Below are 26,292 nucleotides of genomic sequence, written 5' to 3'. Positions count from 1 at the left end.
AGCATTACTTTGTTATATAATTTTAGTGTTTTTTTTAGAAATAATATACATTTTCATGAACCTCAACTTAATTTCACTCTATAGGCTATTCTTCAAAAAAAATTATGTCATTTCTGATTAAAAATATTTTGTACCTAGTCTTATCAATATAGAAAATTTCTTTGATCCGCAGCTCTCCTGTGTTATGCTCATTGTCCTAAAGTTGATTTTGCATCAGATCTAATAGATTTATACGTTTTAATTTAATATTTAAGCATTAGAATATGTAAAAAATTCGATTTTTAAATTGTGAATAAGTATATTTTTATTTTATTCTTATTAAATTTTAATTTATATGCAGATAATGCACCTGCTTCTTCTGTAAGTGATTCCTCTCATGCCGTTTCTTACAATAAAGACGCTTTGACCCCTTCTCCTTGGCCGATATCGACAAATACTAGCTCTTTAACTCCTTCAGGAACGATGGAAATCAATCCTCCGACGTTGACTCCATTACAAGAGGTAAATAAAAATTATGACATTGCAGGAGATCAAGTCACCCCTGTTGTTCCAGATACCTCCTCACAAAATCCCATACCTTCTTCCTCTTCTACACCCCCAACAAGTACATTGTCGTCAAAGGATTTAGAACCTATAAAGGCAAATTCACCTAAGATCAACCCTTCATCTTTATTGTCAGCATTGTCTCAGACACCCGTTTCTGCTGACCCAATGATCGGAAATTTTTCTGGAAAAGAAGGAACTTCTCCCCTTTCACCTTCCCTTCCACAAAATTCTACTGAAACAAACGCAAAACCTGTACAAGAAACTTTAATTGCTGCACCTGCTTCTTCTGGAGCGTATTGGCCTCCAGTTCCGGCACATTGTATGGACAAAACACGAATAGGGCTTTTGGCTATTCAAAAAAATGCGCTAAGTGCTGCCATTCCTTCAAAGCCGAAAGGTAAACCCGTTTTAGAAAACACGCTTAAAACTCCAGTTCCTCAGGGGCAGCTTGCTTTATCACAATTAAAAGATCTATGCAACAATAAACAAGGTTTAAACGTTGAACGCCTAAAAAAAGATCTTAAAAAGCATAAATATGACGTTAATATCTTAAACAAAATAACATCGTAAAATTTAAAACTATCATAATATATCTATTAGACTTCTTCGAAAACTCTGATTGTTCTGCCTCCATAGTATACATTAAATCCAAGTTCAAATTTTTTCGTTCATTTTTGTATGTATCTGCTATGATTTTGAATCGTTTGCGCATCCCCATCACAGTTTTATGTACACCTTTTTTCTGGTAACGGCTCAATTTTTTTTATTTTCTTGTTGTAGGAGCTTGTTCTACTCTTTTTTTGGGAAATTTACAATTTACTCTGCAATCTTCTGAAGCATTTCGTATCCAGCGTCTGTAATAACTATAATTTTTGGATGCATCTTAACTTAGATTCTGTAAATCCCCTAAAATCATGACATTTTTCATGGAAAAATGTTGAGAGTAGTGCTTCCTTATTCATCACACTTTGCGTTTTAAGGGGGGATCTTTTTTTTCCAATGTGGAAAAGCACTATATTGCGTGCTTTTTTCTTTTTCCAAGAACGTTTTTTTGACGCTTTATAGTAAATTTAAGTTGAAGTTTGTGAATAAGTAAAGTACGTCACGCAGTTAATCAACAGTAGAGATTCTCGGCTATATGATCTTAAAGTTTATTCTTTAGAAGATAACACGTGTTTTTCTAAACTTTAACTTGATGTACTTTATAAGAAAAATTTTCTTTTTTCTTGATTAATTCTTAAACATTACTATATTAAGGATGTATAATATATGCAATAAAAAAGGCGAATTTAAATGGAAGCAAGTAAAAAGAAGATCAGAAACTGGAAGAAACATAACCAATCGTTAGTAAATCGTGGGAATATCCAGATATTTTTAACCCAAAACGTGATAAGTAGCTGGCTTTTTGAGGGTAAGAGAGTAGGATGCGGAAAAAAGCCAAAATATTCTGACGCTGCGATTAAATTCCTGCTGATAATATTTGAAATTTACTCGCTAAGGCTCAGGCAACTTGAGGGCTATATAGTTTTATTTCCAAAAGGTATAAAAAGCTAGATATTGAACCTTTAAAAAAGGCTATACATAGCTTAAAATCAAAGGGCAGGCCTATAACAATTGCTCTCGATAGAGTGGTAAAAACATGTGGAAAATCAAGATGGTAAGAATAATAGTAAAAAAAAAGAAATGGTTAAAACTACATGTTGGTATAGATTTGGATTCTAGGCTAGTAGTTTGCCAAGAACTTACCGATAATCGATCTGTAATTGGTTGCTTAATAGAGCAAATAATGACATATTTTGGTATATTTAGCGAGTTTTATGTTGATGGTGATACTTAGAATAGCATATTTAACTTGCTATATCTTTGTAATATAAAGCCATTTATCTCTATGCCAAAAAATGCAACATTGTCTGAAGAAAAAGCGGATGAGGCTTTTATGGTGAAAACTCCAAGGGGGGTCGGGCTATTTTGGAGCAATATGATGCGGGCGGCACAGAAAAATGGAAAAAAACTAGCAGCTATCATAGGCGAAGTTTAATAGAGAATTACTTTTTACGGCTAAAAAGCATATTTGGAGAAAAAGTTAGGCAAAAAAATCTAGATATCTAGATACCATAAAAAAAAGACTAAAAATTAGAAATTTAATTCTTAATGAATTCACCTTGCTCGGAATGTTAAAATATTCATAAATATTACAAATATCATAAGACCATTGTATTCTTAAAAACTACTGGAAAACAACGCCTATCGCGTCACTCTTTCGACTGATAGCTTGGTGATTGCAGCGACGCTATCCTGAAAAAACTCATAAAAAGGTCAATAGATATCTTTCGAAACTTATTTATACTAGCTCCAAATTATAAATTTCAGTAATCAGATTGAATCTGAGGCCAAATCTTTTTCATCTGTTCCTCTATATTTAAAGGACTATATAAATTAAAAAAACCTTTGGCTCAAAATTGGATTGTTTTGAGCCAACTCTTATTTATTTTATGAAAAAAAACAAAATATTAAAAAAAATTAATAATCTTTTTGTATTTTAGAAGCAGAAGAAAATTCTTCCCAATTTAATTCTTTTATTAATTTATCTTTAAATGTTTCGATCTTAACACTTTGGATGATCTCATACTGAATAGCTTCACGTTGTTCTTTTGTAAGTGAAGTATCGGCAATAGAGGAACAAATACTTTTTATTAAAAAATCACTAACCAGTTCGTTGGTTGAGCACGAAAGCAAAAAAATCATATTCGGTATGTGACCTAATTTTTCTTCTGGAGCTAATGTTTTTCCAAAAAAATCAATTTTTTCAAGTATCATTTTTGCAAAAACATCGTTTTTAGAAAGAGAAATCACATGAAACAAATATGAATGAACGTTGCTATCACAAAATTCACTATCACGCTCATAATCTTTAATTTCTTTCAAAATCATTTTATTTAATTGATCAAAATTTAGTTGATCCAAAATTACTTTTATTGTCTCATTGTTTTTTGAAAGTCCGCAAGTCATAAACACGTCAAACAAAGATTCCACATCATTGAAAGATTCAATTTCATACAAACAATTATTCTGAGAATTTTTAAGCTTAGATAACAATTTTTCTACAGAAGGGGGGGATTTTGAAAAAGGTAAAATTTTTAAAGCAATCCTAATGTTTTTCAAAAAATTTCCTTCATCTGAATGTTTTCGAAAATCAAATTCTGATAAAAGATTAACAATACCAGTCGTGTCAAAATTTTCAAAATAGCGAGGTCTATATTGATTAAACTTAAAAGTACAATAGTCTATTGCGTCGTTAAAAATTTCATTTAATGTTTGTGTTGCGTCTTCAGTGGATTGTTGCCATGCATAAGGTGATTGTTTCTGTGCATCAGGTAATTGTTCAAAAAAAGAAAAATCAATCTTTGATAACAAAATATTTGTTTTTTCTTTGTGTTTTACCATGCCTTCTTTTTCTGCTTTAAAAATTAATTTCAATATCTCTTTATCAACATTTTTACTGCTTGAATAATTATTCTCCAAAAAAAATTCAGAAGTCAATTGATCTAAAAGATCTACAGTCAAAACGCGATCTGAATATAGCATCGCTTTTATAAAATTTTTTTTAGAGCGGAATAGTGGTACGATTTTTTCTTGGAAACAACAAAGATCTAATACTTTTTTGGCTAGTACATTATAACTATCAAGATTTTCGTACTCGAACACATTAAGATTAGAAGAAAATTTTGGCAAAGATACATGTGTACCATCAAGATAATTTTCCAAATTTACATACGTAAATGAGTCAGGAGAAAAGAATGGTTGATCGATTTTTCGAAAAGAGTTAAGAATAGTATCCCCTACTAATTTTTTTAACCCCCCCCAAGAAAGACCTTGACGTTCCATTTCCCTCACCAAGTTGTGGTACTTTAAATAACTTTCTGTATCGTTATCCATTATATATTCTAATTCCAAATCAGAACAACAAGCATAACATTGCCGAATTTTTTCTTTTATATACCTCCCATTTAGAACCAAATAGTCTAAAATGAAATCAGAAATCTCAGACTGCGGTTCAGATAAAATTTCTCTCAACAATTTGAAAATATCAATATTATCTATTTTTTGTTCTAAACCAAAAGCATCCAATATTTTCTGTGATATATTTTTTTTGGTATCTAAAATTTTTGGATCTATATTTAATTTTTTATAATCACGCTTTGGGAAAATGTCATACAAGTCATAGAAAGAATTTTTTGTTAATAAGTCATGCAGAGAATCGCTCTTCAATTTTCTCATTCTTTCTTTGAAATCTACTGATCCTATTATATCATTAATAAACGTAGAAAAATTATTTGTGAACAAAAAGCATTTTATCACTAATATAAACTCTGCATCAGATAATTTTTTTAATCTTTTTTCTAAATTTAAGGATTTTAAGCATTCTTTTGCGAAATCAGGAATATCTGAAAAAAAAACATCTGACATGACGCGCAAAAAATCAAAATTATTTAATTCCTCTACTCGTTTTTCGAAATTTAAGATTTGAAGAACAGTTTGACTGAGCTGAGGAAAATTTTTCAAAGTGGAATCCGCAATATCAGCGAACTGAAAATTTTGAACAATGGGATCCGCAATATCAATGCGCTGCGAAATGTTAAAGAGAGGTTTAAAATGCTGAAAAAAAATTTTCGGATATGAGAATGCATGTCTTGATTGAACAAATTTCGAAGATGAGAGTGCATGTATTGATTGAACAAATTCATCACTGCTCAAGCCATTCACTTTTTCTTTAAAGTCTGAACTTTCTAAATAATTTTTTGCATCAGAATTAGCTGAAAATACTATTGCTGGCATTAAATTTAAAAAATTTTCCCCATTTAAAGTTTTAATTCTTTCTTTGAAACGTAAAGATGTTAATACATTTTCAGTAAGTTCAGGAGAATTTTTTGAAAATAAAATATAGCCTATAGCTTCTGAAAAATTGTTATCAGTCAGATAACTGACTCTTTCTGAAAAAGTTTCAGATTTTAAGACAGTTTCAGAAAACGATTGAGGAAAGTTTTTTGAAAATAAAATAGAAATGATCGCTCTAGAGCACTCAAAGTCAAAAAATTCACTCCATCTTTCTTCGAAGTTCCATGCACTTAAAGAGTTTTTTACGAAATTAGGAGCATTCAAGCTGAATATTGCGTTGATCATATTTAAAAAATTATCATTATCCAGCTTTCTTACTTCTTGTGTAAAATTTAAAGACTGTAAAAAACTCTCTACTAACTCCGGATCATTTTTTTTAGCTAAAAAGCATTCACGGACAAGCGAGAAAAAAAAATTATTTCCCTTATTTATTCTTGTTTCGAAATCCAATGCTGCTAAAGCTTTTTCAGCTAATATTTTCGAAAGAGTCTTATTGTTTCTAGACAGAATAATTCTTGTAAGCTCAATAAAGCTTACATCATCAAGGAGCTCTGTAAACTTTTTTAATGCTTTTATGGACAAAGTATTATTATGAGATTGCGATAAAAAAGTATTTAGAATTGATTCAAAACCAACTTTTTTATCAAAAAGTTCAGAAATCTTTTTCCAATTTATTTCCTCTATTAAATTTTCAGCATCTTGCGCATCTTGATCTTGTACAGACAAAAGATCTTCAATTGCGATCGAAACACTGATTTCCGAAGCATTTTCCAGGTTTTTGAGTATATCCACGGAAGATTTTGTAAAAAAATCAGAAGCAGAAAATCCCTGATTTGAAAAAGACGTTAAAAAAAATAAAAAAAGTATTTTTTTGTTCATGTTTGGTTAACTTTGTTGTTTTTTTTACATGCTAACAAAAACTTTTTTCATAGTCAACATACTCGCAATACGATATTCGCAGTGAGCAAATTTTTTAGGTTAAGATTTTCTCGAATTGGAGAAAATTTTCTGTAAAAAAGCAGCAAATGTGAGCTAAGATCCGCTCTTACTTAAGTTGACTTTTTTCGATATTTTTTGAGAATTCAAAGAAAATGTGTATTAAATAATACATTATACGTTGAGAGATGATCAGTGAGATCGGATAAAAGAGGATAGTTTACCTGAAAAACTAGGGGATCTGACAGCCAAAAACAATCGCCTGTTTGTTGAGGCTGTTTTATACCGTACCCGTGAAGGAATTTCTTGATGTGATTTGCCAGAAAAGTTTGATAATTTTAAAGCTATCCAGACATGCTTTGCCCTTTGGAGCCAAAAGAGCGTGTAAAAAAAGATCTTTGAAATCTTGTCGCAGGACGATGATCATGAGTGCGCGATGATTGATACAACGATTATGCGGCCTCATCAACGCGGCGCAGGATCTGAAAAAAAAGAGTATAATCAAGTCTATTAGATGCTTTGCTGGGGGCACCAAAATTCATGCATCGTGTGATGTCCATGGAAATCCGGTTACTTTTCACCTTACACAAAGGTCAAGACCATAATTTGGAAGGGGGGGGATGTCGTTGATGGATTGCCTTGTCAAGGCTGATGCGCTGCTTGCGGATAAAAGCATACGATTTCGATGAAAGAGTGCGGAGAAAACTTAAAGAAAAGGGGCGTGAGGCCGTGATTCTACCTAAAAAACCATTTTGAGTCATCAAATTATGATAAATATCTTTTCCCGTCACTTGATCGAGATTTTTTTTTGCTAAACTCAAGGCAGTACGGCGCCATTACCACACACTATGATACAACGTCTTCAAATTTTCTAGGCGCCATTCACTTGGCTTCAATTGTCGTTTGGCTTAATTAAGGGCAGCCCCTAAATGATCAAAACTCGAAAAGTTTATTAAGCTTTACGTTTTTTTTTAAGATGGTATAAAAAATATACTGTTTCAAAAAATTATTTCTGGTTGCTTAAATTTAAAAAAAAAATTTTGTACTTTACTCAATTTCTTCTTTTAGGATTTATGAGTGGAATTCCTTACTTTTGGATTTCTTTAACTTTACCTTTGTGTATTGCCAATCAAGCAAAGCAAGCAGAATATTTTAAGGGATTAAGCATACTGTTCTTACCTTACGTCTTTAAACCTTTGTTTGCTGCTGTTCTTCACATATTAGAAAAATTGTTGATACGTCACCATTTTATCAAATATTCTGTATTAAGCGCCCAAGCAGTCATTGTATTTTGTTTATATCAAAGTGCACAATACACAAATCCTTTTCAGTTTGAAAAACTCTGGATGTTTGGAATAATTATTGCCTGTTTTGGGGCTATTCAAGACATTGTATCAGAAGGATATCGTATCGAGATATCCAAAACGTGCTCTTTTTCAGTTCGAAATCTTTTTGGAAATCAGACAGGATTTCGCATAGCAGGTTTTTTTGTATCCAGCGGAGCGCTAGGTATTGCGCACTATGGATCTTGGAAAATATCAAGTTATGTAATCATGATAGGCCTTATGATTTCTATGATAGTAATCATGATGGATCCACTGTTTTCAGTATCTTTCTCAACAAAAGATTTGAAACTTCAATCCTATTGGTGTGCACTTAAAGATGAATTTAAAGATATGTTTTTTCAAAATCGCATACCATTTTGGGTTTTTATTCATCTTTTTTCCTATAAAGTTATCGATGCTTTTATTCGTTGGATACTACCGTTATTTTTGTATTCTCAAGGATACTCTAACATAGAACTAATGTATGCGGATAAAGGGATGGGATGGATAGGCTTTTTGTTAGGAGGTTTTTTTGCGCACAAATCTCTTCAATATGCCTCACTAAAACAAAGCCTATTAGGATGGGGAATCGTGCAAACGGTAGGATACTCAACGTATTTATTACAATGGAATACGGGAAAACATATGGGGCTTATATTTTTTAATGCGTTTATTCATCAAATACTTTCGGGTTCTGGAAATATTTTGATATGGATTTATATTTCTAATTATTGTCGATCTTCTCACACCATGATGAGATATAGCATTATAAGCGCTTACTTTACGTTAGATCGATTGTGCGTTGTATGGTGTGCTAGCTGGCTTTATGGAAACACGAATCCTGGACTTTTTTTTGTGTTAGGAATATTGTTTTCCGCGTGCTCTGTTTTGACATTTTTGTATCCAAAAAAATAAGTGTTTTGAAGGTTAGTTTTTGGAAAATGTCCTTGTAATTAATTTTAAATTTTTTTTAAAACTGTGATAAAATTGTTTTGACAATATTGATTTTTTGGGGTATTTTTTCTATAATTATAGAAGTCAGTATTTAAGGAGGTGGACATGAATTTTGATCATTATACTGAAAAAGCTAAAGAATGTTTACAAGAAGCGCAATCTCTGGCAGTTCAAAATAGCCATCCTCAAGTGTTGGCAGAGCATCTAGCACTTGTTCTGATTCAAGATCCTAAGTCTATAGGAGTATCTTTGCTAAAGTCTGTTTGTCCGAATACAGAACAGGTAAAAACTGTGTTAGATCGGTTGTTGAAAAAAGCACCTTCAGCTCCTGGAAGTCAATGCAGTGCGGGTCCCTCTTTAATGAAAGCATTAAAAGAGGCTCAAGATTTTTCTCAACGCATGGCCGATACGTTTGTCACCGTTCAGGCCTTATTTTATGGTGCGTTCAAGGTATTAGATTTAGATATTTCGCCTAAAATAGACTTTGCTTCCTTAGAAAAAAGTATTCATACTTTGCGTAAAGGTCGTGGTGCTCACAGTGCTTCAGCTGATGAACATTATGATGCTTTAGAAAAATATACGAAAAATGTAACAGAACTTGCTCAGCAAGGAAAACTAGATCCAGTCATTGGACGAGAAGAAGAAATTCGCAGAACTATCCAAGTGTTATCTCGTCGAACTAAAAATAATCCTGTGTTAATTGGAGAGCCAGGAGTAGGAAAAACGGCGGTTGTAGAAGGCTTGGCTCAAAGAATTGCTTCTTGTGATGTTCCAGACACGTTAAGAAATATGAAAATCATGGCGTTAGATTTGGGAGCAATGTTAGCAGGAAGCAAATTTCGAGGCGAATTTGAAGAGCGACTGAAAGCAGTTTTAGATGAAATTGAGCACAGTAAAGGGGATATCGTTTTATTTATTGATGAGCTCCACACTTTAGTAGGAGCTGGAAAAACTGACGGGGCTATGGATGCGTCGAATATGTTAAAACCTTCTTTAGCACGAGGAGAGCTGCACTGTATCGGGGCAACAACTCTTAAAGAATATCGTCAATATATAGAAAAAGATGGAGCTTTAGCTCGCAGATTTCAGCCAGTGTTTGTTGAAGAGCCATCTGTAGCAGAGACTGTATCAATTCTCAGAGGATTGAGGGAACGATATGAACTGCATCATGGGGGAATTCGTATTACAGATAGTGCATTGGTTAGTGCAGCAACTTTATCTGATCGATACATCAATGATCGTTTTTTGCCTGATAAAGCAATAGATTTAATTGATGAAGCTGCAAGTCGTTTGCGCATGGAGGTTCACTCGAAACCAGAAGTCTTGGACGAAATAGATCGTCGAATCATTCAGCTGCGTATTGAAAAAGAAGCGCTTAAAAAAGAAACAGATTTGGCAGCTAAGACACGTCTAGAAGGGTGTATAAAAGAACTTGAGAATCTTGAAGAACAAAGCCGTATTCTTGGAGCTCAATGGGAGCAAGATCGCACAGCTTTGCATAGTGTTCAGACATTAAAAACTGATCTTGAAAAAGCGCGCAATGATTTGCTACACGCACAAAAAGAAAGTCAATGGGAAAAAGCTAGTAAGTTAATGTATGGAATTATCCCAGAGTTAGAATCTCGCATTAAAAATGAGCAAGAAAAAAGTTCTCATGCACTGTTAAAAGAAGAAGTGACAGAGGGAGATATTGCAGCGGTTATTTCAAGATGGACAGGGGTGGCGATCGATAAAATTTTGACACAAGAGCGACAAAAACTACTTGAAATGGAACATGTATTACGTCAACGCGTAGTGGGGCAAGATGAAGCAGTTTCTGCAGTGAGCCGTGCTATTTGTCGTGCTCGAGTTGGATTATCAGATGCAGGTCGTCCGATGGGGTCTTTTTTGTTTTTAGGTCCTACAGGAGTGGGAAAAACTGAACTTGCTAAAGCTTTAGCAGAATTTCTTTTTGATGATGATACTGCGATGCTGCGTATCGATATGTCTGAATATATGGAAAAACATTCTGTATCGAGATTAATTGGAGCGCCTCCAGGATATATAGGATATGAAGAAGGTGGAGTGCTTACAGAAAGTGTTCGCAGGCGCCCCTATCAGTTAATCTTACTAGACGAAGTTGAAAAAGCCCATCCCGATGTTTTTAACTTATTTCTTCAAATTTTAGATGATGGAAGATTGACGGATAGTCAAGGTCGTGTGGTAAGTTTTACCAATACATTAATCATTTTGACGTCGAATTTGGGAAGTATACATATGATGCACGATAAAGGAGATTCTTTATCGTCACATGCGCGCACACAGGTTATGGAGGAGGTTCGAAGAGCGTTTAGACCGGAATTCTTGAATCGTTTAGATGATATTTTATTTTTTCATAAATTAACAGAAGAGCACATGCAACAGGTTGTGCATATTCAGTTAGATAACGTGCATCGGTTATTGTCCGGTAAGCGTATGCGATTACATTTAGATACAGGAGCTGTGGAATTTTTGGCTATGGAAGGTTTTGAACCTGAATATGGCGCACGCCCCTTAAAACGAGTTATTCAGCGTCATATTTTAGATCCTCTTTCTACTCTTATTTTAGAAGAAAAAATTAAAGATGGAGAAGAGATTTTTGGAAAGTTTTTAAAAACTGAAAACCGAATAGATTTTAAAGTGCATAGCTAGCTGGGTAACATTTTTTTGAACGATCTTTGCTAAAAATAATAAATTAATATTTTCGTTTTTTTGGTGCGTAGAACAGCAGATTCTGTGGATAAAATTTTTTAAAAAATTTAATTTGTCACCAAAATCAATGTTTCTACGTGTCCTTTTTTGATTAGGGTCTGTCTTTAATTAAGCCAAACGACAATTGAAGCCAAGTGGATGGCGCTTAGAAAATTTGAAGACCTTTTATCATAGTGTGTGGTAATGGCGCGGTTCTGCCGTGAGTTTAGAAAAAAAAAATCTAGATCAAGTGACGAGATTTATAAAGATATTTATCATAATGTGAAGGCTCAAAACAGTTCTTTTTAGGTGGAATCACGGCTTCACGGCCCTTTTCTTTAAGTTTTAGCCGTACTCTTTCATCAGTATCGTACAATTTTATCGACAAGCACCGCATCAGCCTTCACAAAGTGATTTATCAACGCACTCGCCTCTTTCAAATCATGGTCCTGACCTTGTGTAAGGTGAATAGCGACCGGATTTCAAAGACTTTTTTCCATACGTCTTTTTGCTTCAACGGGTAAAGCGGGTGTGGGGCTTTAAAATATTCAAACCTCTCTAGAAAGATCATGCTAAGAAATTTCCGCACGGTAGCGGTATAAAACAGCCTCAACAAACAGGCGATTGTTTTGGGCTTTCCAGGTAAACTCTCCTTTATCCGATCTTACTGATTATCCCTCAACGTATAACGTCTCATTTAACTCACATTTCTTTTTGATTCTCAAAAAATATTGAAAAAAGTAAACTTAATTAAGGATGGGGCCTAATCTAGTCCTAAACTACAATAAATTCAAAATTGAATGCGCTGCATTCAATCAATCGGTTTATATTAGAGGGGGGGCGTAATTTTGGTGAATAGATAGGGAGAAAAATGATACTGCATTTTAGATTCTATTCATTTCTTTTTGTCTTGTTTGTTCATGAACAAAAGCTTTATTTATCATGACACCTTGAACTCGTTTTAGTTTTTTTATCAACAATTTTTTTGTTCAAATTTCATAATAACATAATGTGTTAATGACCATGAAGTTATTAATTAATTTATGGAGTTCTCCTAACTATTATTGGGGGGGCTTGAGTATATAATCTTAGCGTTTTTTCTAGAAATAATGTATATTTTCATGAACTTAAAGTTATATTTCACTATATTTCAAAAAATCATATCAAATTCAACCTAAATTACTATACTTATGCCAAACGTCTTCTGCGTGGACACTTTGATCTTTTTTTGACGATCAAAGTGCAACACAAAAAATACGCGTAAAAACGATTTTCTTACTAAAAAAAAATAATAAACAGATAATTTTTAAAATAGATAAAATATTAAATTTTTAAAATAGATAAAATATTAAATATAGTGTTTATAAAAAAAATAATGTTGACATTTTGTTTTTTTATGTTAATATTTTATATAGAAAAAATATTTGATTTAATATATGCAGATAAAAACATTACTTTTTTTAGTATTTTTTGTAAATCAGGGGTTTTCTGTTAACTTTCCTGCCATAGAATCTGTGGTTTGTCAACTCAATAAATCTGAACAAATCAGTTTAGAAAAGAATTTTCAAAATATCAAGGCGATACTTTCTATCAAAGATAAAAAAGAAGCTGAACGTGTATTAGGGCGGATCAAATGGTCAGAATTTTGTGAAAAAATCAACGAAAATTTTTCTCAAGAAACGATTATCTATATGATTTCCATGGTTTTTGATAAAGAAAATCACCAGGATTTAGCTGAACAAGTATTAAAAACATTAATAGAAAATTTTTCTGATGATAATTTGATTTTGTATACAAAAACAATTTTATCTAAAGGAGATCAAGAACAAACATTCATCAAACAAAGAACTAATGATGAGTCTAATCTTAATTTCTTGAACGTTCTTTCATCTGAACTTACTCACAAAGCTTTTAGTGCTCTAAATTTATCTAAATTGAATGAAAATCGCTCTTGGGAATTTTTCCTTAAGTTGCTGTCTTGTATCTTATCTCCAAACAATGATGTTGATCTTGCAAACAGAGCTTTTGACACTTTAAATTTTCGAAAATGGGATCAGTATTTGGCATGCGATGAATTACATCGTATTTTTTCTCCAGAAAACAATTCTGAGCTTGCAAGTAGAGCGTTTGATACTGTGGTTCTGCCAAAAGTAGATGAACTTTCAAAAATTCAAGATCTTTATTTCCTGAAAGCTCTTTTAAGTTCAAAAGTTAATCGAAATTTTTATGATAAAGCGTTGAATGCTCTGGATTTTCAAAAATTGAGCAAGGATGTGTCTTACTTGGGTTTGATCAAAATAACAGAAGCTATTTTAGATAAAGAAAATTGTCCTGATTTAGCATATAAAGCGTTCAAAAATTTAGACTTACAAAAATACGAAAAAATTTTTCGCTATAAGCATCTTGCTGCTACTGCAGTACAGGCTATTTTGAAAACAGGGAATGCTGTTCTTGGAATGGAAATTTTGAATCGTTTTTCTTTAAAGCAGATAGAAGATCTTGAGAGTACGCATTTAGTTTTCGTACTAGGATCGATTTTGAACTGTGAGCATGATTGTGTGCTTTCTAAAAAAGTTCAAGAATTCGTAAAATTAGATAAAATAAGCACGATTATAGATGAAAATGATTTGATTTTTATGGTCAAACGATGCTTGAATGCAAAAAATATCAAAAATAATCCTGAGCTTACTAAAGAAATTTTTCATCTCTTAAATTTGGGACAATACAAAGAAAAAGATAATTGTTTTTTTGTCGAAAAATATTTAATAAAAGCTATTTTATTTTCGGACAATGATTTTGATCTTTCTGAAAAAGCTTTGAATGATCTCTGTCTTAAAGAAAGAGCAAATAAAATAAGTGACGATAATTTTTCTAGTGTATTAGATCAAATTTTATCTTCGGACAATAATTTTGATCTTTCTGAAAAAGCTTTGAATGATCTCTGTCTTAAAGAAAGAGTCAGCAAAATAAATGGCGATATTTTTTCGATGTTGACAAGTAATGTTCTATCTTCAGATAATAATTTTCAGCTTTCTCAAAAAGTTTTGAATGATTTAGGCCTTAAAGAACGAGTAGGAGAGTTAAGCATTAATAATTTTTGTTTTCTTTTACGTGGAGCTTTATTTTCGAGCAAGCATTTTCAGCTTTCTCAAAAAGTTTTGAACGATTTAGATTTGAAAAAACGAGCAAGTGCAATGAGTTTGGATGATTTTTGTGAAGTAGTAAAATGCATATTAGATTGTAATTTGCGCGATCATCATTTGAAGCTTCCTAGTAAAGTTCTCGACGATTTAGAAAGATTGACACAACTGAATGAACAAGATCTTTCTTATTTAATACAAAAAATTGCTGATACAGATGGGACATTAAATCCTGTGTTGGTAAAAAAAATTTTTAGTATTACAAATTTGGAAAAAAAGATTTTAAATTTTAGCGATGACGCTCGCGCATCATTGATTAAGAGTATGTTGACCTCAACGACAGAGTTTTCTGTAAAAGTTTTAAATCAATTCTATAATTCTTCTTTTTTAATGAAAGAACCTTCTGAAACCTTAAAATTTCATCAAGAGATATTAAGTTCAATGATTCAGGTAGGAAACACAGAAAAGCTCACTATTTTATTATCCAAAATAGATAAAGAAAATGTTTTGAGTGCGATTAAAAAAATTTTTGATACCTGTTCTTCGGACCGTATTGTTTGGTTTATAAAACAGTACATAAATTTCGAGGGAAAATTTGGAGATACCAGCGCTATGTTGTGTGCAAAAATTTCTAATCTTAACACAATTTATCAATTATTTTCCGAATTAAGGGCAATTATAAAAAAAGAAGATATAGATAAGATTAAGCAAAACATTTTGTCTTTAAATCTTTCAAAGACTATATTGAATCAGGAAGAAAATATTGCTCATGAAAGCACACAGGAAGCAATCGGAAACTTGGGGTCTAGTGCCAGTATGTACGAATGGTGGGGGCTTAAGTATCGCCTAGAATACAATGATGAGCAAACAGTTAGAGCAATCGTTTCGGAAAGAATAGCAGAACTTAAAAAAACTGCAGACATTTTTTTAACCGATGAAGTAGAAAAATTTTATTTTGAAACTGGAATCAATCATGTTGTAGGAAATATGGATCCTTTTTTACATTTAGCTTTACTCAACACTCCCACTGAGCATTTAGTAGAGACCTTTGTGATAAAAAATTTTCGTTCAGAGATTCTTGATATTAATAAAAAAAGTCAGAGTTTACCAACACAAACTTCATTTTTAAAATACACTGATGAGAATAGTAAAGAGTGGGAACGGTGTTACCCCAACCTTATGAAAATTCATATCAGTTCTCCTGGTGATGAAAAGAAAGAGCAAAAAGAAAAAGAATACGCTCTCGTTAGATTAGCTTCTTTTTCTAAGTTAGTACAAGATTGCTTGATGCAAAAATTAAGTACTCAGTTCTATGATTCTAAAGTGTTTTGGAATGAAATTTCAAAACATGTAAAAAAATGGGATACATTTTCCGTAGTTTTTCAGGGGGATAAAACTATTCAACGTGAATCTAATTCTTTTCCTTATCTTCCTTTAATTCACTTTTATGAAGATTCCGTTCGGTCAGGGCCTCAGACTTCCTTTATGGACATGTTAGCGAAGTTCTTAATGACGCAAAGCTTAGTATTATCGAATCAAATTTGGAATCTAAATATTGTAGATGCTGATATAAAAGCAAGTTTACAAAACAGTTTAAACACGCTACATGATGAATTAAAAAAAATCATCATCAATAATTCACTTCAAGATCCAAGTGGATCCATAAATACATTACTGTTGAGTATAGATACAAATGTTGAAAAATTAATAGGAGGATCAGATATAAATAGTGAGAGGTATCTAAATTTGGTAAGTGAGATAGTTAATCTCCAAAAAGCAGTCCAATCCAAGGGAATTTGGAAGCGTTGCTCTATGGGGATACATATAGATGCGTTAAGTTCAATTGCCAAGATTCACGGTCAAGATTTAGACTTATCACCTCTATCTTGCGACGATAGCTAGGGTGCATGATTTTAATAGATTGACTTCTATATAACGTTTAGGGAATGTACAGATAACCTATGGGGAGCTATAAACTTCCCATTGTAGTATCTGGGATTTCCTTTTTTGTTCATATGCTTAAAATGAAAATCTGAACAACGCACAAAAGAAAAAATTACATATGTATAAAAACCGTAAAAGGAGACAAACGTCTGTTGAGCGATGCCGATTTTTTTGCCTAACTTTTTCTCCAAATATGCTTTTTAGCTGCAAGAAATAATTCTCTATTAAACTTCGCTTATGATAGCTGCTAGTTTTCTTCCATTTTTCTGTGCCGCCAGCATCATATTGCTCCAAAACAGCCCGACCCTCTTGGAGTTTTCACCATAAAAGCCTCATCCTCTTTTTCTTCAGACAATGTTGAATTTTTTGGCATAGGGATAAATGGCTTTATATTACAAAGATATAGCAATTTAAATATACTATTCCAAGTATATGCATCATCAGCATAAAACTCGCTAAATATACCAAAATATACTCATTCACACATTATTTGCGCTATTAAGCAATCAGTTACAGATCGATTATCGGTAATTTCTTGACAAACTACTAGCCTAGAATCCAAACCTATACCAAAATGTAGTTTTAACCATTTCTTTCGTTTACTATTATCCTTGCCATCTTGATTTGCCCCATGTTTTTCGCTGTTCCACTGATACTTTTTACATATTTTTACCACTACTATCGAGTGCAATTATTATAGGCTCACTCTTTGATTTTAAGCTATGTATATGCTTTTTAGAGGTTCAATATCTGGCTTTTTATACCTTTTGGAAATAAAACTATATACGATATCGCTAGTCTTAAACAAAAATCTTGCAAAGCCCTCAAGTTGCCTGAGCCTTAGCGAGTAAATTTCAAATATTATCAGCAGGAATTTAATCGCAGCGTCAGAATATTTTGGCTTTTTTCCGCGTCCTACTCTCTTACCCTCAAAAAGCCAGCTACTTATCACATCTTGGGTTAAAATATCTGGATATCCCCACGATTTACTAACGATTGGTTATGTTTCTTCCAGTTTCTGATCTTCTTTTTGCTTGATTCACTTGAAGACTACAATTTCACTGACTGTAAAAAGTTTAGATATGTCCAACATGGAAACGCAGCAATGTCGATTTCAAGTTGTTTCGGTGAGAAAGACACGCTTTGGGGGGTGTCTGTAAATTGACAACCACAGGATCTACATTTGTAGCGTTCCTGCCCTTTACGTCCACAATTGACATATAGAAAAAAAGTTAAGTTATAGTGCAAAATACGGTGTATTTTGTCTAAAAAGGTAGGTAATGTCAACGCGCCCATATTGTATAGATTTAAGAGAAAAGGTCATGAATTTTATCAAAGCAGGTAACAGTCAAAAAGAAGCATCTAGAGTTTTTGGAATAAATAAAATGACAATCAATAGATGGCATTTTCGTTATAAAAGCAAAGGACGTTGCCGCCCAAAGATACGTGTGGGTGCAAAGCAAACTATAAAAAAAGAGTCTTTTATTCAATATCAATCATTCAGATACCAAATCAGAAGATATTGTCCGTGAATTTGGCATGAGTTTCAGTGGGGAACGGTATGGGTTAAGGCGCGCAGGGCTTTTAGCTATAAAAAAGTTTTCACCGATGTGGAAATCAAATAAATAAAAACGAAATACATACAAAGAAGCTAAAAATATATATCATCTGAAAGTATTGTATACATTAATGAAGTCGGGATAGAGCTCATCATTTGAAAAGATAGAGGATGAGGCAAAAAAAGTGCAAAACTTGTTGATAAAAAGAGCGGTAAATATTACAAAAAACTCATATTGTAGCGGGTTTACTAATAAAGCAGTGATTACTCCGATGGTTTTTAACGGTTCTTGTAACACACAATTATTCGAAGCTTGGGTAGCACAGTTTTTGATAAAAAAATTAAAACCCGGACAAGTTTTTATCATGGATCATATTTTCTCTTAAAAGTAGCATCTCTTTGTCCCGTTTTCAAGCTAAATTACTATAAATGTTTTTCGAAAAAGCAAAAGCAGGTTTATCATAAAAATCTATGCTGGTGTTGAAACTTTAGGGAACCTATTTCAGTTTATTTTAACAGCTAGATATAGCTTATTACGTTTCTGCTTTTATTCAGCACATCAGTGAACAAAAATTGACTCTTCTGATTCTACTTGAACGAAATTGTAAAATGTTACACTGATAAACGTCTCTATAAAGAGTTTCACTTAATTGAATATTTTTTCAACAAAATTAAGCATTTTATGCGAACATTTTCAAAATTTGATAAAAAATAAGCATCTCTTTTAGGATTCGTAGCGTTTTTTTATCACCTTATCTTTTAATTTAAAAAATTTTATGATACTTTTAAACGATAAAAATTGTACACAATACAACACTTTATATAGAGATCTAAAGATAAATGTTGCATTACACTTAGTTACGGATTATGTAAAAAAAAATAATAGTACGCCCTACACCATCGATTGATCATTCTAGTGTTTCCATCTTCCTAAGATTTTGTGTCAATTCCCAGTAACTCTTCACCATATTCTACAGGGTTTCCGTCAGAAAAACGAATTTCTCTTACGTAACCAGAAACTGGAGATTTAATCAAATTCATAACCTTCATAGCTTCTACAATCAAGAGAGGTGCACCAATTACCACATGATCACCAATCTTAACCAAAGGTTCCGAACCTGGCTTCAAGGCAACATAAGTTGTCCCAACCAAAGGGGACGTAACCCAATGCAAATCTTCTTTTTTTTCCAGATCTAAAGAGACGGAAGCAGGATGTTTAAGAGATTCCGAATTAGAATTTTCAACACAAGGATCAGATTGAACCGAAGTATGTAATTTAAACTCTTTTGAAAGCTCAACAAAATGACGAACTCCAGAAAATTCTTGCTCAAAACGCATAGAACTCAAAGAAGATTTCTCCATTAATTCTATCAAATTTTTTAATGTATTCAAAGTTACTTCATCTAAAAAGCGCATTTCCTGATTTGATAAAACCGTCATACAATCGCTCTCCCCTCACGTATTAAGCTTAATTGTAATAAATAAACAAAAAAAATGCAAGAGTTATATTGAATGAAAAGAGAACCATGTTTATTAACTTAAAACATGAATTAAAAATATCTATTAAATAATAAAAATAAGTTTAAAAAATACACATTAGCTCCTTTCTGACATTTTTCAAGTATTTTAAATATACATTGATCTACTTCAGAAAGGAGCAAAAGTACTTTACGAGAAAATATTAAGAACAGAGAGTAAGACTTCTTAGAAGTCCATACCACCGCCCATACCACCGCCCATACCACCGCCCATATTCGGCTTTTCTTTCTCAGGGACTTGAGCAATAATCACTTCTGTCGTATTCAAAAGACCTGCAACGGATCCTGCATTTTGAAGCGCTGTTCGAGCAACCTTCGTCGGATCAATAATTCCCGACTTGATCATGTCCACGTACTGATCATGACGCGCGTCGTACCCAACGTTCACATCAGAAGCTTTCAGAACCTCAGCTACTACGACTCCACCTTCTTTACCAGCATTGCTAGCAATTTGATAACACGGAGAAGAAAGCGCCTTTCTTACTGCATCAATTCCGCATATAAAGTCTCGACCACGTTCTTGAACTTTTGCGCTTTTAATCACTTCTTCCAAAGGTTTTACACAACGTAAAAAAGCTGTTCCTCCGCCGGGAATAATTCCTTCTTCAACCGCAGCTTTTGTCGCATGCATAGCGTCTTCGACTCTATCTTTGCGTTCCTTAAGTTCAACTTCTGTGGCTCCTCCAACACGAATCACTGCGACTCCGCCAGACAACTTAGCTAAACGTTCTTGAAGCTTTTCTTTATCATAATCTGAAGTAGCTTCTTGAATCTCTGAGCGAATTTTATCACACCGCTCCTTAACAGAAGACCGTGCTGGTCCATTAACGATGACAGTTGTGTTATCTTTCTCGATCACAATGGTGTCTGCTCGTCCTAAATCTTCTATACGAACATCCTCCAGGCGCATACCTACTTCAGAGCTCACAACATAGCCATTTGTAAGAACTGCAATATCTCCCAACATAGCTTTTCTGCGATCTCCAAATCCAGGAGATTTCACAGCAGCAACTTTAAGAACACCTCTTAGTTTATTGACTACCAACATCGCTAACGCCTCACCCTCTACGTCTTCGGCAATAATCAACAAACTGGCAGATTCTTTTGCGCATTTTTCCAACACTGGAAGCAAAGATTGAGCGCTACTAATTTTGCCGTCGTACAACAAAATGTAACTCCGCTCTAACTCAGCAATTCCTTTATCTTGGCGCGTAATAAAATAAGGAGAAATGTATCCGCGATCAAATTGCATACCCGGAACGACATCGAGTTCTGTCTTAAAAGATTTTGCCTCTTCCACAGTAATAACGCCATCAGACCCAACTTTTTCCATAGCTTGGGCGATCATATCTCCAATTTCCGTATCTCCATTTGCAGATACAGTTGCGACTTGTGAAATTTTCTGATAGTCTCCTTTGACCGGTATAGAAAGTTCTTTCAATTTTTCTACAACAATTTCAACAGCGTGGTCAATACCTGCTCGTAGTTCCATAGAGTTCATTCCTGCAGAAGTCCCTTTGAAAGCTTCGCTATAAATGCTTCTTGCCAGAACAGTGGCAGTTGTTGTTCCATCTCCTACCATATCTGCAGTTTTTGACGCAACGCTTTTTACCAATTGTGCCGCCAGATTTTCATAACGATCCTCTAGCTCTACATGTTTTGCTACGGTTACTCCGTCTTTTGTTACGCGTGGGTCTCCGAAAGACTGCTCAATTAATACATTACGTCCGTTTGGCCCTAATGTAACCTGAACGCAATTAGCAAGTTTAATTACTCCATTGAGCAAAGATTCCCCTACTTTAGATCCAAACGCAATCTGTTTTACTGACATATGTTTCCTCCTTTTACGCTATAGTACCAAATACATCGGATTCTTTCATCACAATGTAATCTTCCCCACTCAACTTTACTTCCGTACCAGACCACTTTCCAAACAGAACGCGATCTCCTTGTTTTACTTCCAAAGCTATAAGATTTCCTTGTGGATCTCTAGCTCCTGGTCCTACTGCAATTACTGTACCTTCAATAGGCTTTTCTTTTGCAGTATCAGGAATAACTATCCCTCCTGAAGTTCTTTCTTCCGCCTCTACGCGCTTTACAAGGATACGGTCTCCCAAAGGTTTAAATTTAGTCATGAGTTCCTCCATATTTGATGAATCGATATAGAAAAATTAGCAGTCATAGGCTTTGAGTGCTAACTACAGGTTTGATCCTAACACATACGAATTTTTAATGCAAGTGGTTGTGATCAAAAAAATCAGATTTTTAATAAATTACTCTTAAACACAAACGCTGATCAGAAAACTTAGGAGTAAAAGATCATTTGCGTATACTAAAATAACGTTTGGTCACTGGGTTTTTATACTTTTATAGGTGTTTTCAGATTTTTAATATCTTATGCTCTATATAATAAATTAAGTGGAAATTCATACATTGAAGTATAGAAGCAAATCTTGATATATGCCATCAAAGTTGGAATTTTCTGACTGTAGTGTAATTAAGTTGAGGTTTGTGAATAAAAACAAAGTGCGACACTCGGTAATTGAAGAGAGAGTTTTTGAGATATGGGACCTTAGAATGTAACTTCCCCCAATAATACTTGTTTTCTTAAATTAATTCATATATGTGATCCGAGCCTTTACTCATAATTTTTCTTTACATAAACCGCAACTTAATTTACTACAAACAAACTGTAAAAAAATACTTTTTCAAATTTACAATTTAAGGTCGAAAAATATTTAAGGATAAATTTTAAATATTCATCCTTATTACTTGAATACCCCGGATAACCTATCCCTGCATCAAATGCTTCTCAAATTTTCATCTATGAAAAGTGTAAGGAAGGGTATCAAACTGACTAGCTACACCGTCAAGACTTTGAATTTTATTTAGATCCAAATTTACTACTTTGATTTTTAAATTTTTACTATACAGATCTGGTGTTTGTTTCAAATCACTAGATTTTATTTTGTAAATTTTGCAACACCCTAAAAAAAACTACCCACTCCATCTTAGCGAAAGAAACCGTAGTATAGCAATATTTTCTTTATTATTTTTCACATCTATCCGTGACTTCCAATTTAATGCGTTATGATTTTTAACAAATTCACAATTTTTTTGTACAGCTAACAGCTTTTTATTTTTTATGAAGGATCTATTTGGAAAAGAGTATTTTTTTTGTATAATGAAAAATATCGATAAATTTAATGAGGAGAATGACTGAAAAACGTTTTGAAATATTTGTATTAGGCCTTGGAAATTCCGGTATGGCCACTGCAATTTTTTTTCAAAAACAAGGAATTAAAGTGACGGGTTGGGATGATTGCCCAGTCGTACGCAAAAAAGCTTTAGATCTCGGTTTTCCTATTATAGCATCGCCCAATCCCCAAAGCTTTCTTTACGTTGTTGTTTCACCTGGAATTTCTTTAGTGCGATTAGAACCGTTTTTCAGTCAATGTCCTTCAGAAAATACGGTGATTACGTGTGATTTGGGATTATTTTTGATACTGTTTCCCACTGCTAAAGTTTTGGGAATAACGGGAACCAATGGAAAATCTACGACATGCAGTCTTATTGCGCACGCTTTACATAAACAAGGTGTTGAATGTCGCTTAGCAGGAAACATTGGTGTTCCTATTTTTTCTGTTGTAGATCATGATCGAAAAAATTTGTGGTACATCTTAGAATTCTCTTCTTATCAGTTAGAGCTTTGCGCTCACCATGATTGGAGAATAGAAGCTGGAGGTCTTTTAAATTTAAATGCGCACCATCTTGAATATCACGGAACAATGCATGCGTATGGTTCGGCAAAATGCAGAATTTTATCTCATAGTCGTTATGCCTTATTAGATATTTCAGAAGTGCATACGAAAGAGATAGCCAATAAATGGAAAGAGAAAAACTTAAATTATCTTTCTTTTTTGGATGAAAAAACAAAAAGAGAAGATCCTTCCTGTATTTATTATAATTTCAAAGGTATTTGGTGGGGAAAAATTTTTGAAAAGTTTCCTAATGAACAGAGATTTTCTTTCCCAGCTTTTCAACAAAATTTAGCTATGACGTACGGAATGGTGTATCATGTGTGCGGTGAAGTAAAAAATTTTGTACACAATGTAAAAAGTTTTCAAGATCTACCTCATCGACAACACTGTTTTATGATTCATCGTGGAATTTATTGTGTGGATGATAGCAAAGCGACGACACCAGAAGCCTGTCTTCAAGCGCTTATGCGCTGGGATTGTCCTATATTTTGGATTGCTGGTGGCGCAAAACAAAGAGATAATTTGTCGATACTTTTACCTGTACTTTCAAAAATTACTCGAGCTTTTTTATACGGAGAGTCTGCTGATCGATTTCAAGAATTTTTAGAAAAAAATGAAGTTTCTTGCCAAAATTTCGTGACAATGAAGGATGCAACGCATCAAGCGTGTTCTGAGGCTTTATGTTATAAAGAAGCTGTCGTTCTTTGCTCTCCAGGATGTCCTAGCTTTGATCAATTTTTAAATTTTGTACAACGTGGTAAAGCATTTCAATCCGATATTCATCAATTTTTTCAGAAAAACTCTTGGGAATCGTCCCCTTAAAATCAGACTTTGGATAGGTAAAAATGAACTTTCCTTTTCGGCAAAAATCATCAAAACAAGAAGCTCAGCAACCAGAAAATTTATGGGTATTTTGGTGGAATGCTATTGATCGATGGATTTTGATTTGTGCTATTATGCTGATTGTACTGGGATCTTGGCTGATTTTAGCCGCCAGCCCTTCAATTGCAGCACAACATGGTTGGACAACGTTCGTTTTATTAAAGAGGCACTTGATTTTTGTGCTTCTTGGTGTAATTCTTTTATTTTTTGGAAGTTTTTTACCAAAAGAATACCTAAAGCCTACTGTATATATTGTTGGAACTTTGGCATGGTCTGGTTTATGGGCGGTAGTCTTATTTGGAGTACATGTTAAAGGGGCAAAGCGTTGGTTAAATATTTTAGGTGTATCTGTTCAGCCGTCTGAATTTATTAAGCCAGCATTTTGCATGGGATGTGCCTATTTTTTATCAGAATACTCACAATCTCATAAAAATTTAAGATTTTTAAAAGTATTACTTTTATTTATTATTGTTGCTTGTCCGTTACTCTTACAACCAGACTTAGGAACAGTATTTTTGCTATTGATGAGCGCGTTAACCCAAAGTTTTATTGCCGGATTGGGATGGGTGTGGGTGGTTGGTATGGTTGCATCGGGAATATTTTCCTTGATTCCTATTATGCTTTGCTTTCCTCACGCTGCTTTACGCTTGAGAATGTTTTTAGGCTATGAATCTTCTGATCCCTTTGGAAAACAATACCAAATTTTACAGTCCTTAAAAAGTTTTGCCTCTGGAGGATTGTTGGGAAAAGGACCTGGGTCTGGAGTCGTTTTAGATCATCTTCCAGATGGTCATGCAGATTTTATTTTTGCAGTCGCAGGAGAAGAATTTGGATTGATTGCATGTCTTGGAATTTTTACACTATACGGAGTGATTATTTTTCGAAGCCTTAATGCCGCGTATCGCGCGCTGCATCTAGAGCAAATTTTATTAATTTCCGGATTATCCATATATTTTATGTACCAAGTTTATTTGAATATTGCATGTGTTTTGCATTTGGCCCCAACAAAGGGCATTACTTTGCCGTTTTTAAGCTATGGTGGATCATCTTTAATTAGTGCATGCTGGACAATAAGTATTATTTTATGCCTTACGCGTCGTTACCATAAATTTCTTTAAAAATACATGAAGATTAGCTCTGTGAATAAAAAATTAAAAAATTCACATCAGAACCACGACACAGAGTAAAAACGTATTAGCAGCCGTATCTAAGGGCAAAAAAATGAACACATTATAGTGATTCAGGTTGAATGAGAAAATTTAAAAAAAGTAAGAAATAGTAGGGGCCGCTCTTACTTAAGTTGACTTTTTTCGATATTTTTTGAGAATTCAAGGAAAATGTGTATTAAATAATACATTATACGTTGAGAGATGATCAGTGAGATCGGATAAAAGAGGATAGTTTACCTGGAAAACTAGGAGATCTGACAGCCAAGAACAATCGCTTGTTTGTTTAGGCTATTTTATACCGTACCCGTGAAGGAATTTCTTGATGTGATTTTCCAGAAAAGTTTGATGATTTTAAAGCTATCCAGACATGCTTTGCCCTTTGGAGCCAAAAGAGCGTATAAAAAAAGATCTTTGAAATCTTGTCGCAGGACGATGATCATGAGTGCGCGATGATTGATACAATGATTGTGCGGCCTCATCAACGCAGCGCAGGATCTAAAAAAAAGAATATAATCAAGTCTATTAGATGCTTTGCTGAGGGTACCAAAATTCATGCATCGTGTGATGCCCATGGAAACTCCGGTTATTTTTCACCTTACACAAAGGTCAGGACCATATTTGGAAGGGGGGTGATGTCGTTGATGGATCGCCTTGTGAAGGCTGATGCGCTGCTTGCGGATAAAAGAATACGATTCCGATGAAAAGGGAGCGAAGAAAACTTAAAGAAAAGGGGCGTGAGGCCGTGATTCCACCTAAAAAACCATTTTTAGTCATCAAATTATGATAAATAATCTTTATAAATCCCGTCACTTGATCGAGATTTTTTTTGCTAAACTCAAGGCAGAACCGCGCCATTGCCACAGGCTATGATACAACGTCCTCAAACCTTTTTTCCATACGCTCTTTAGCTCCAAAGGGTAAAGCGGGTGTGGAT

Annotated in this window: 15 protein-coding genes and 1 pseudogene; 10 read left to right on the top strand and 6 right to left on the bottom strand. The window is 33.7% G+C overall.

What is annotated here, in order from left to right; all coding sequences use genetic code 11:
- Positions 1 to 288: 288 nt before the first annotated feature.
- The 3 genes from P618_RS01810 to P618_RS07760 all read left to right on the top strand — a co-directional run bounded on the left by P618_RS01810 (position 289) and on the right by P618_RS07760 (position 2,584).
- Positions 289 to 1,116 (top strand): hypothetical protein, encoded by an 828-nt coding sequence (locus P618_RS01810; protein WP_021827402.1) that lies wholly within the window; start codon positions 289 to 291, stop codon positions 1,114 to 1,116.
- 723 nt (positions 1,117 to 1,839) lie between these two features.
- Positions 1,840 to 2,100: a transposase gene (locus tag P618_RS01805; RefSeq protein ID WP_021827401.1), complete on the top strand. Its 261-nt coding sequence runs from the start codon at positions 1,840 to 1,842 to the stop codon at positions 2,098 to 2,100.
- Positions 2,101 to 2,434: 334 nt separating this feature from the next.
- Positions 2,435 to 2,584, top strand: coding sequence for a hypothetical protein (locus P618_RS07760; protein ID WP_024161068.1), 150 nt, complete (start codon positions 2,435 to 2,437; stop codon positions 2,582 to 2,584).
- A gap of 482 nt (positions 2,585 to 3,066) precedes the next feature.
- On the opposite strand, the gene P618_RS01795 is transcribed toward P618_RS07760, so the two are convergent.
- On the bottom strand, positions 3,067 to 6,321 hold the full coding sequence (locus P618_RS01795; RefSeq protein WP_021827398.1) for a hypothetical protein: 3,255 nt from the start codon (positions 6,319 to 6,321) through the stop codon (positions 3,067 to 3,069).
- Between the two features lie 1,073 nt (positions 6,322 to 7,394).
- Between P618_RS01795 and P618_RS01785 the strand changes: the two genes are divergently transcribed.
- Together P618_RS01785 and clpB are read left to right on the top strand one after the other, a co-directional pair.
- On the top strand, positions 7,395 to 8,618 hold the full coding sequence (locus P618_RS01785) for an MFS transporter (protein WP_040458237.1): 1,224 nt from the start codon (positions 7,395 to 7,397) through the stop codon (positions 8,616 to 8,618).
- Positions 8,619 to 8,762: 144 nt separating this feature from the next.
- Positions 8,763 to 11,327 carry an ATP-dependent chaperone ClpB gene (gene clpB, locus P618_RS01780; protein WP_021827394.1) on the top strand — a complete coding sequence of 855 codons (2,565 nt, stop codon included), beginning with the start codon at positions 8,763 to 8,765 and terminating at the stop codon, positions 11,325 to 11,327.
- Positions 11,328 to 11,944: 617 nt separating this feature from the next.
- Here the strand turns inward: clpB and P618_RS09150 are convergent.
- A pseudogene (locus P618_RS09150) lies at positions 11,945 to 12,024 on the bottom strand (IS5/IS1182 family transposase); the annotation flags it as partial.
- A gap of 778 nt (positions 12,025 to 12,802) precedes the next feature.
- On the opposite strand from P618_RS09150, the gene P618_RS01775 reads away from it, so the two are divergent.
- Entirely contained in the window at positions 12,803 to 16,408 is a 3,606-nt protein-coding gene (locus P618_RS01775) for a hypothetical protein (protein WP_021827393.1), read from the top strand.
- A gap of 757 nt (positions 16,409 to 17,165) precedes the next feature.
- Here the strand turns inward: P618_RS01775 and P618_RS09145 are convergent.
- On the bottom strand, positions 17,166 to 17,402 hold the full coding sequence (locus P618_RS09145; RefSeq protein WP_021827391.1) for a transposase: 237 nt from the start codon (positions 17,400 to 17,402) through the stop codon (positions 17,166 to 17,168).
- A gap of 328 nt (positions 17,403 to 17,730) precedes the next feature.
- Between P618_RS09145 and P618_RS09140 the strand changes: the two genes are divergently transcribed.
- Positions 17,731 to 17,982 carry a helix-turn-helix domain-containing protein gene (locus P618_RS09140; protein WP_021827390.1) on the top strand — a complete coding sequence of 84 codons (252 nt, stop codon included), beginning with the start codon at positions 17,731 to 17,733 and terminating at the stop codon, positions 17,980 to 17,982.
- 956 nt (positions 17,983 to 18,938) lie between these two features.
- Here the strand turns inward: P618_RS09140 and P618_RS05935 are convergent.
- The 3 genes from P618_RS05935 to groES form a co-directional block, all read right to left on the bottom strand.
- Positions 18,939 to 19,448: an acetyl-CoA carboxylase biotin carboxyl carrier protein gene (locus P618_RS05935; protein WP_021827388.1), complete on the bottom strand. Its 510-nt coding sequence runs from the start codon at positions 19,446 to 19,448 to the stop codon at positions 18,939 to 18,941.
- Positions 19,449 to 19,712: 264 nt separating this feature from the next.
- Entirely contained in the window at positions 19,713 to 21,377 is a 1,665-nt protein-coding gene (gene groL, locus P618_RS01745; protein WP_021827387.1) for a chaperonin GroEL, read from the bottom strand.
- Positions 21,378 to 21,390: 13 nt separating this feature from the next.
- On the bottom strand, positions 21,391 to 21,681 hold the full coding sequence (groES, locus tag P618_RS01740) for a co-chaperone GroES (RefSeq protein WP_021827386.1): 291 nt from the start codon (positions 21,679 to 21,681) through the stop codon (positions 21,391 to 21,393).
- Between the two features lie 1,080 nt (positions 21,682 to 22,761).
- Here groES and murD point away from each other — a divergent pair.
- The 3 genes from murD to P618_RS08365 all read left to right on the top strand — a co-directional run bounded on the left by murD (position 22,762) and on the right by P618_RS08365 (position 26,059).
- Positions 22,762 to 24,129 carry a UDP-N-acetylmuramoyl-L-alanine--D-glutamate ligase gene (murD, locus tag P618_RS01735; protein ID WP_021827385.1) on the top strand — a complete coding sequence of 456 codons (1,368 nt, stop codon included), beginning with the start codon at positions 22,762 to 22,764 and terminating at the stop codon, positions 24,127 to 24,129.
- 23 nt (positions 24,130 to 24,152) lie between these two features.
- Entirely contained in the window at positions 24,153 to 25,307 is a 1,155-nt protein-coding gene (locus P618_RS01730) for an FtsW/RodA/SpoVE family cell cycle protein (protein WP_021827384.1), read from the top strand.
- A gap of 470 nt (positions 25,308 to 25,777) precedes the next feature.
- Positions 25,778 to 26,059, top strand: coding sequence for a hypothetical protein (locus P618_RS08365; protein ID WP_021827383.1), 282 nt, complete (start codon positions 25,778 to 25,780; stop codon positions 26,057 to 26,059).
- Positions 26,060 to 26,292 lie beyond the last annotated feature (233 nt).

Origin of the sequence: Holospora obtusa F1 (assembly GCF_000469665.2) — a bacterium.
GTDB classification, from domain to species: domain Bacteria; phylum Pseudomonadota; class Alphaproteobacteria; order Holosporales; family Holosporaceae; genus Holospora; species Holospora obtusa.
This window is presented reverse-complemented; position numbering and strand designations above follow the sequence as displayed.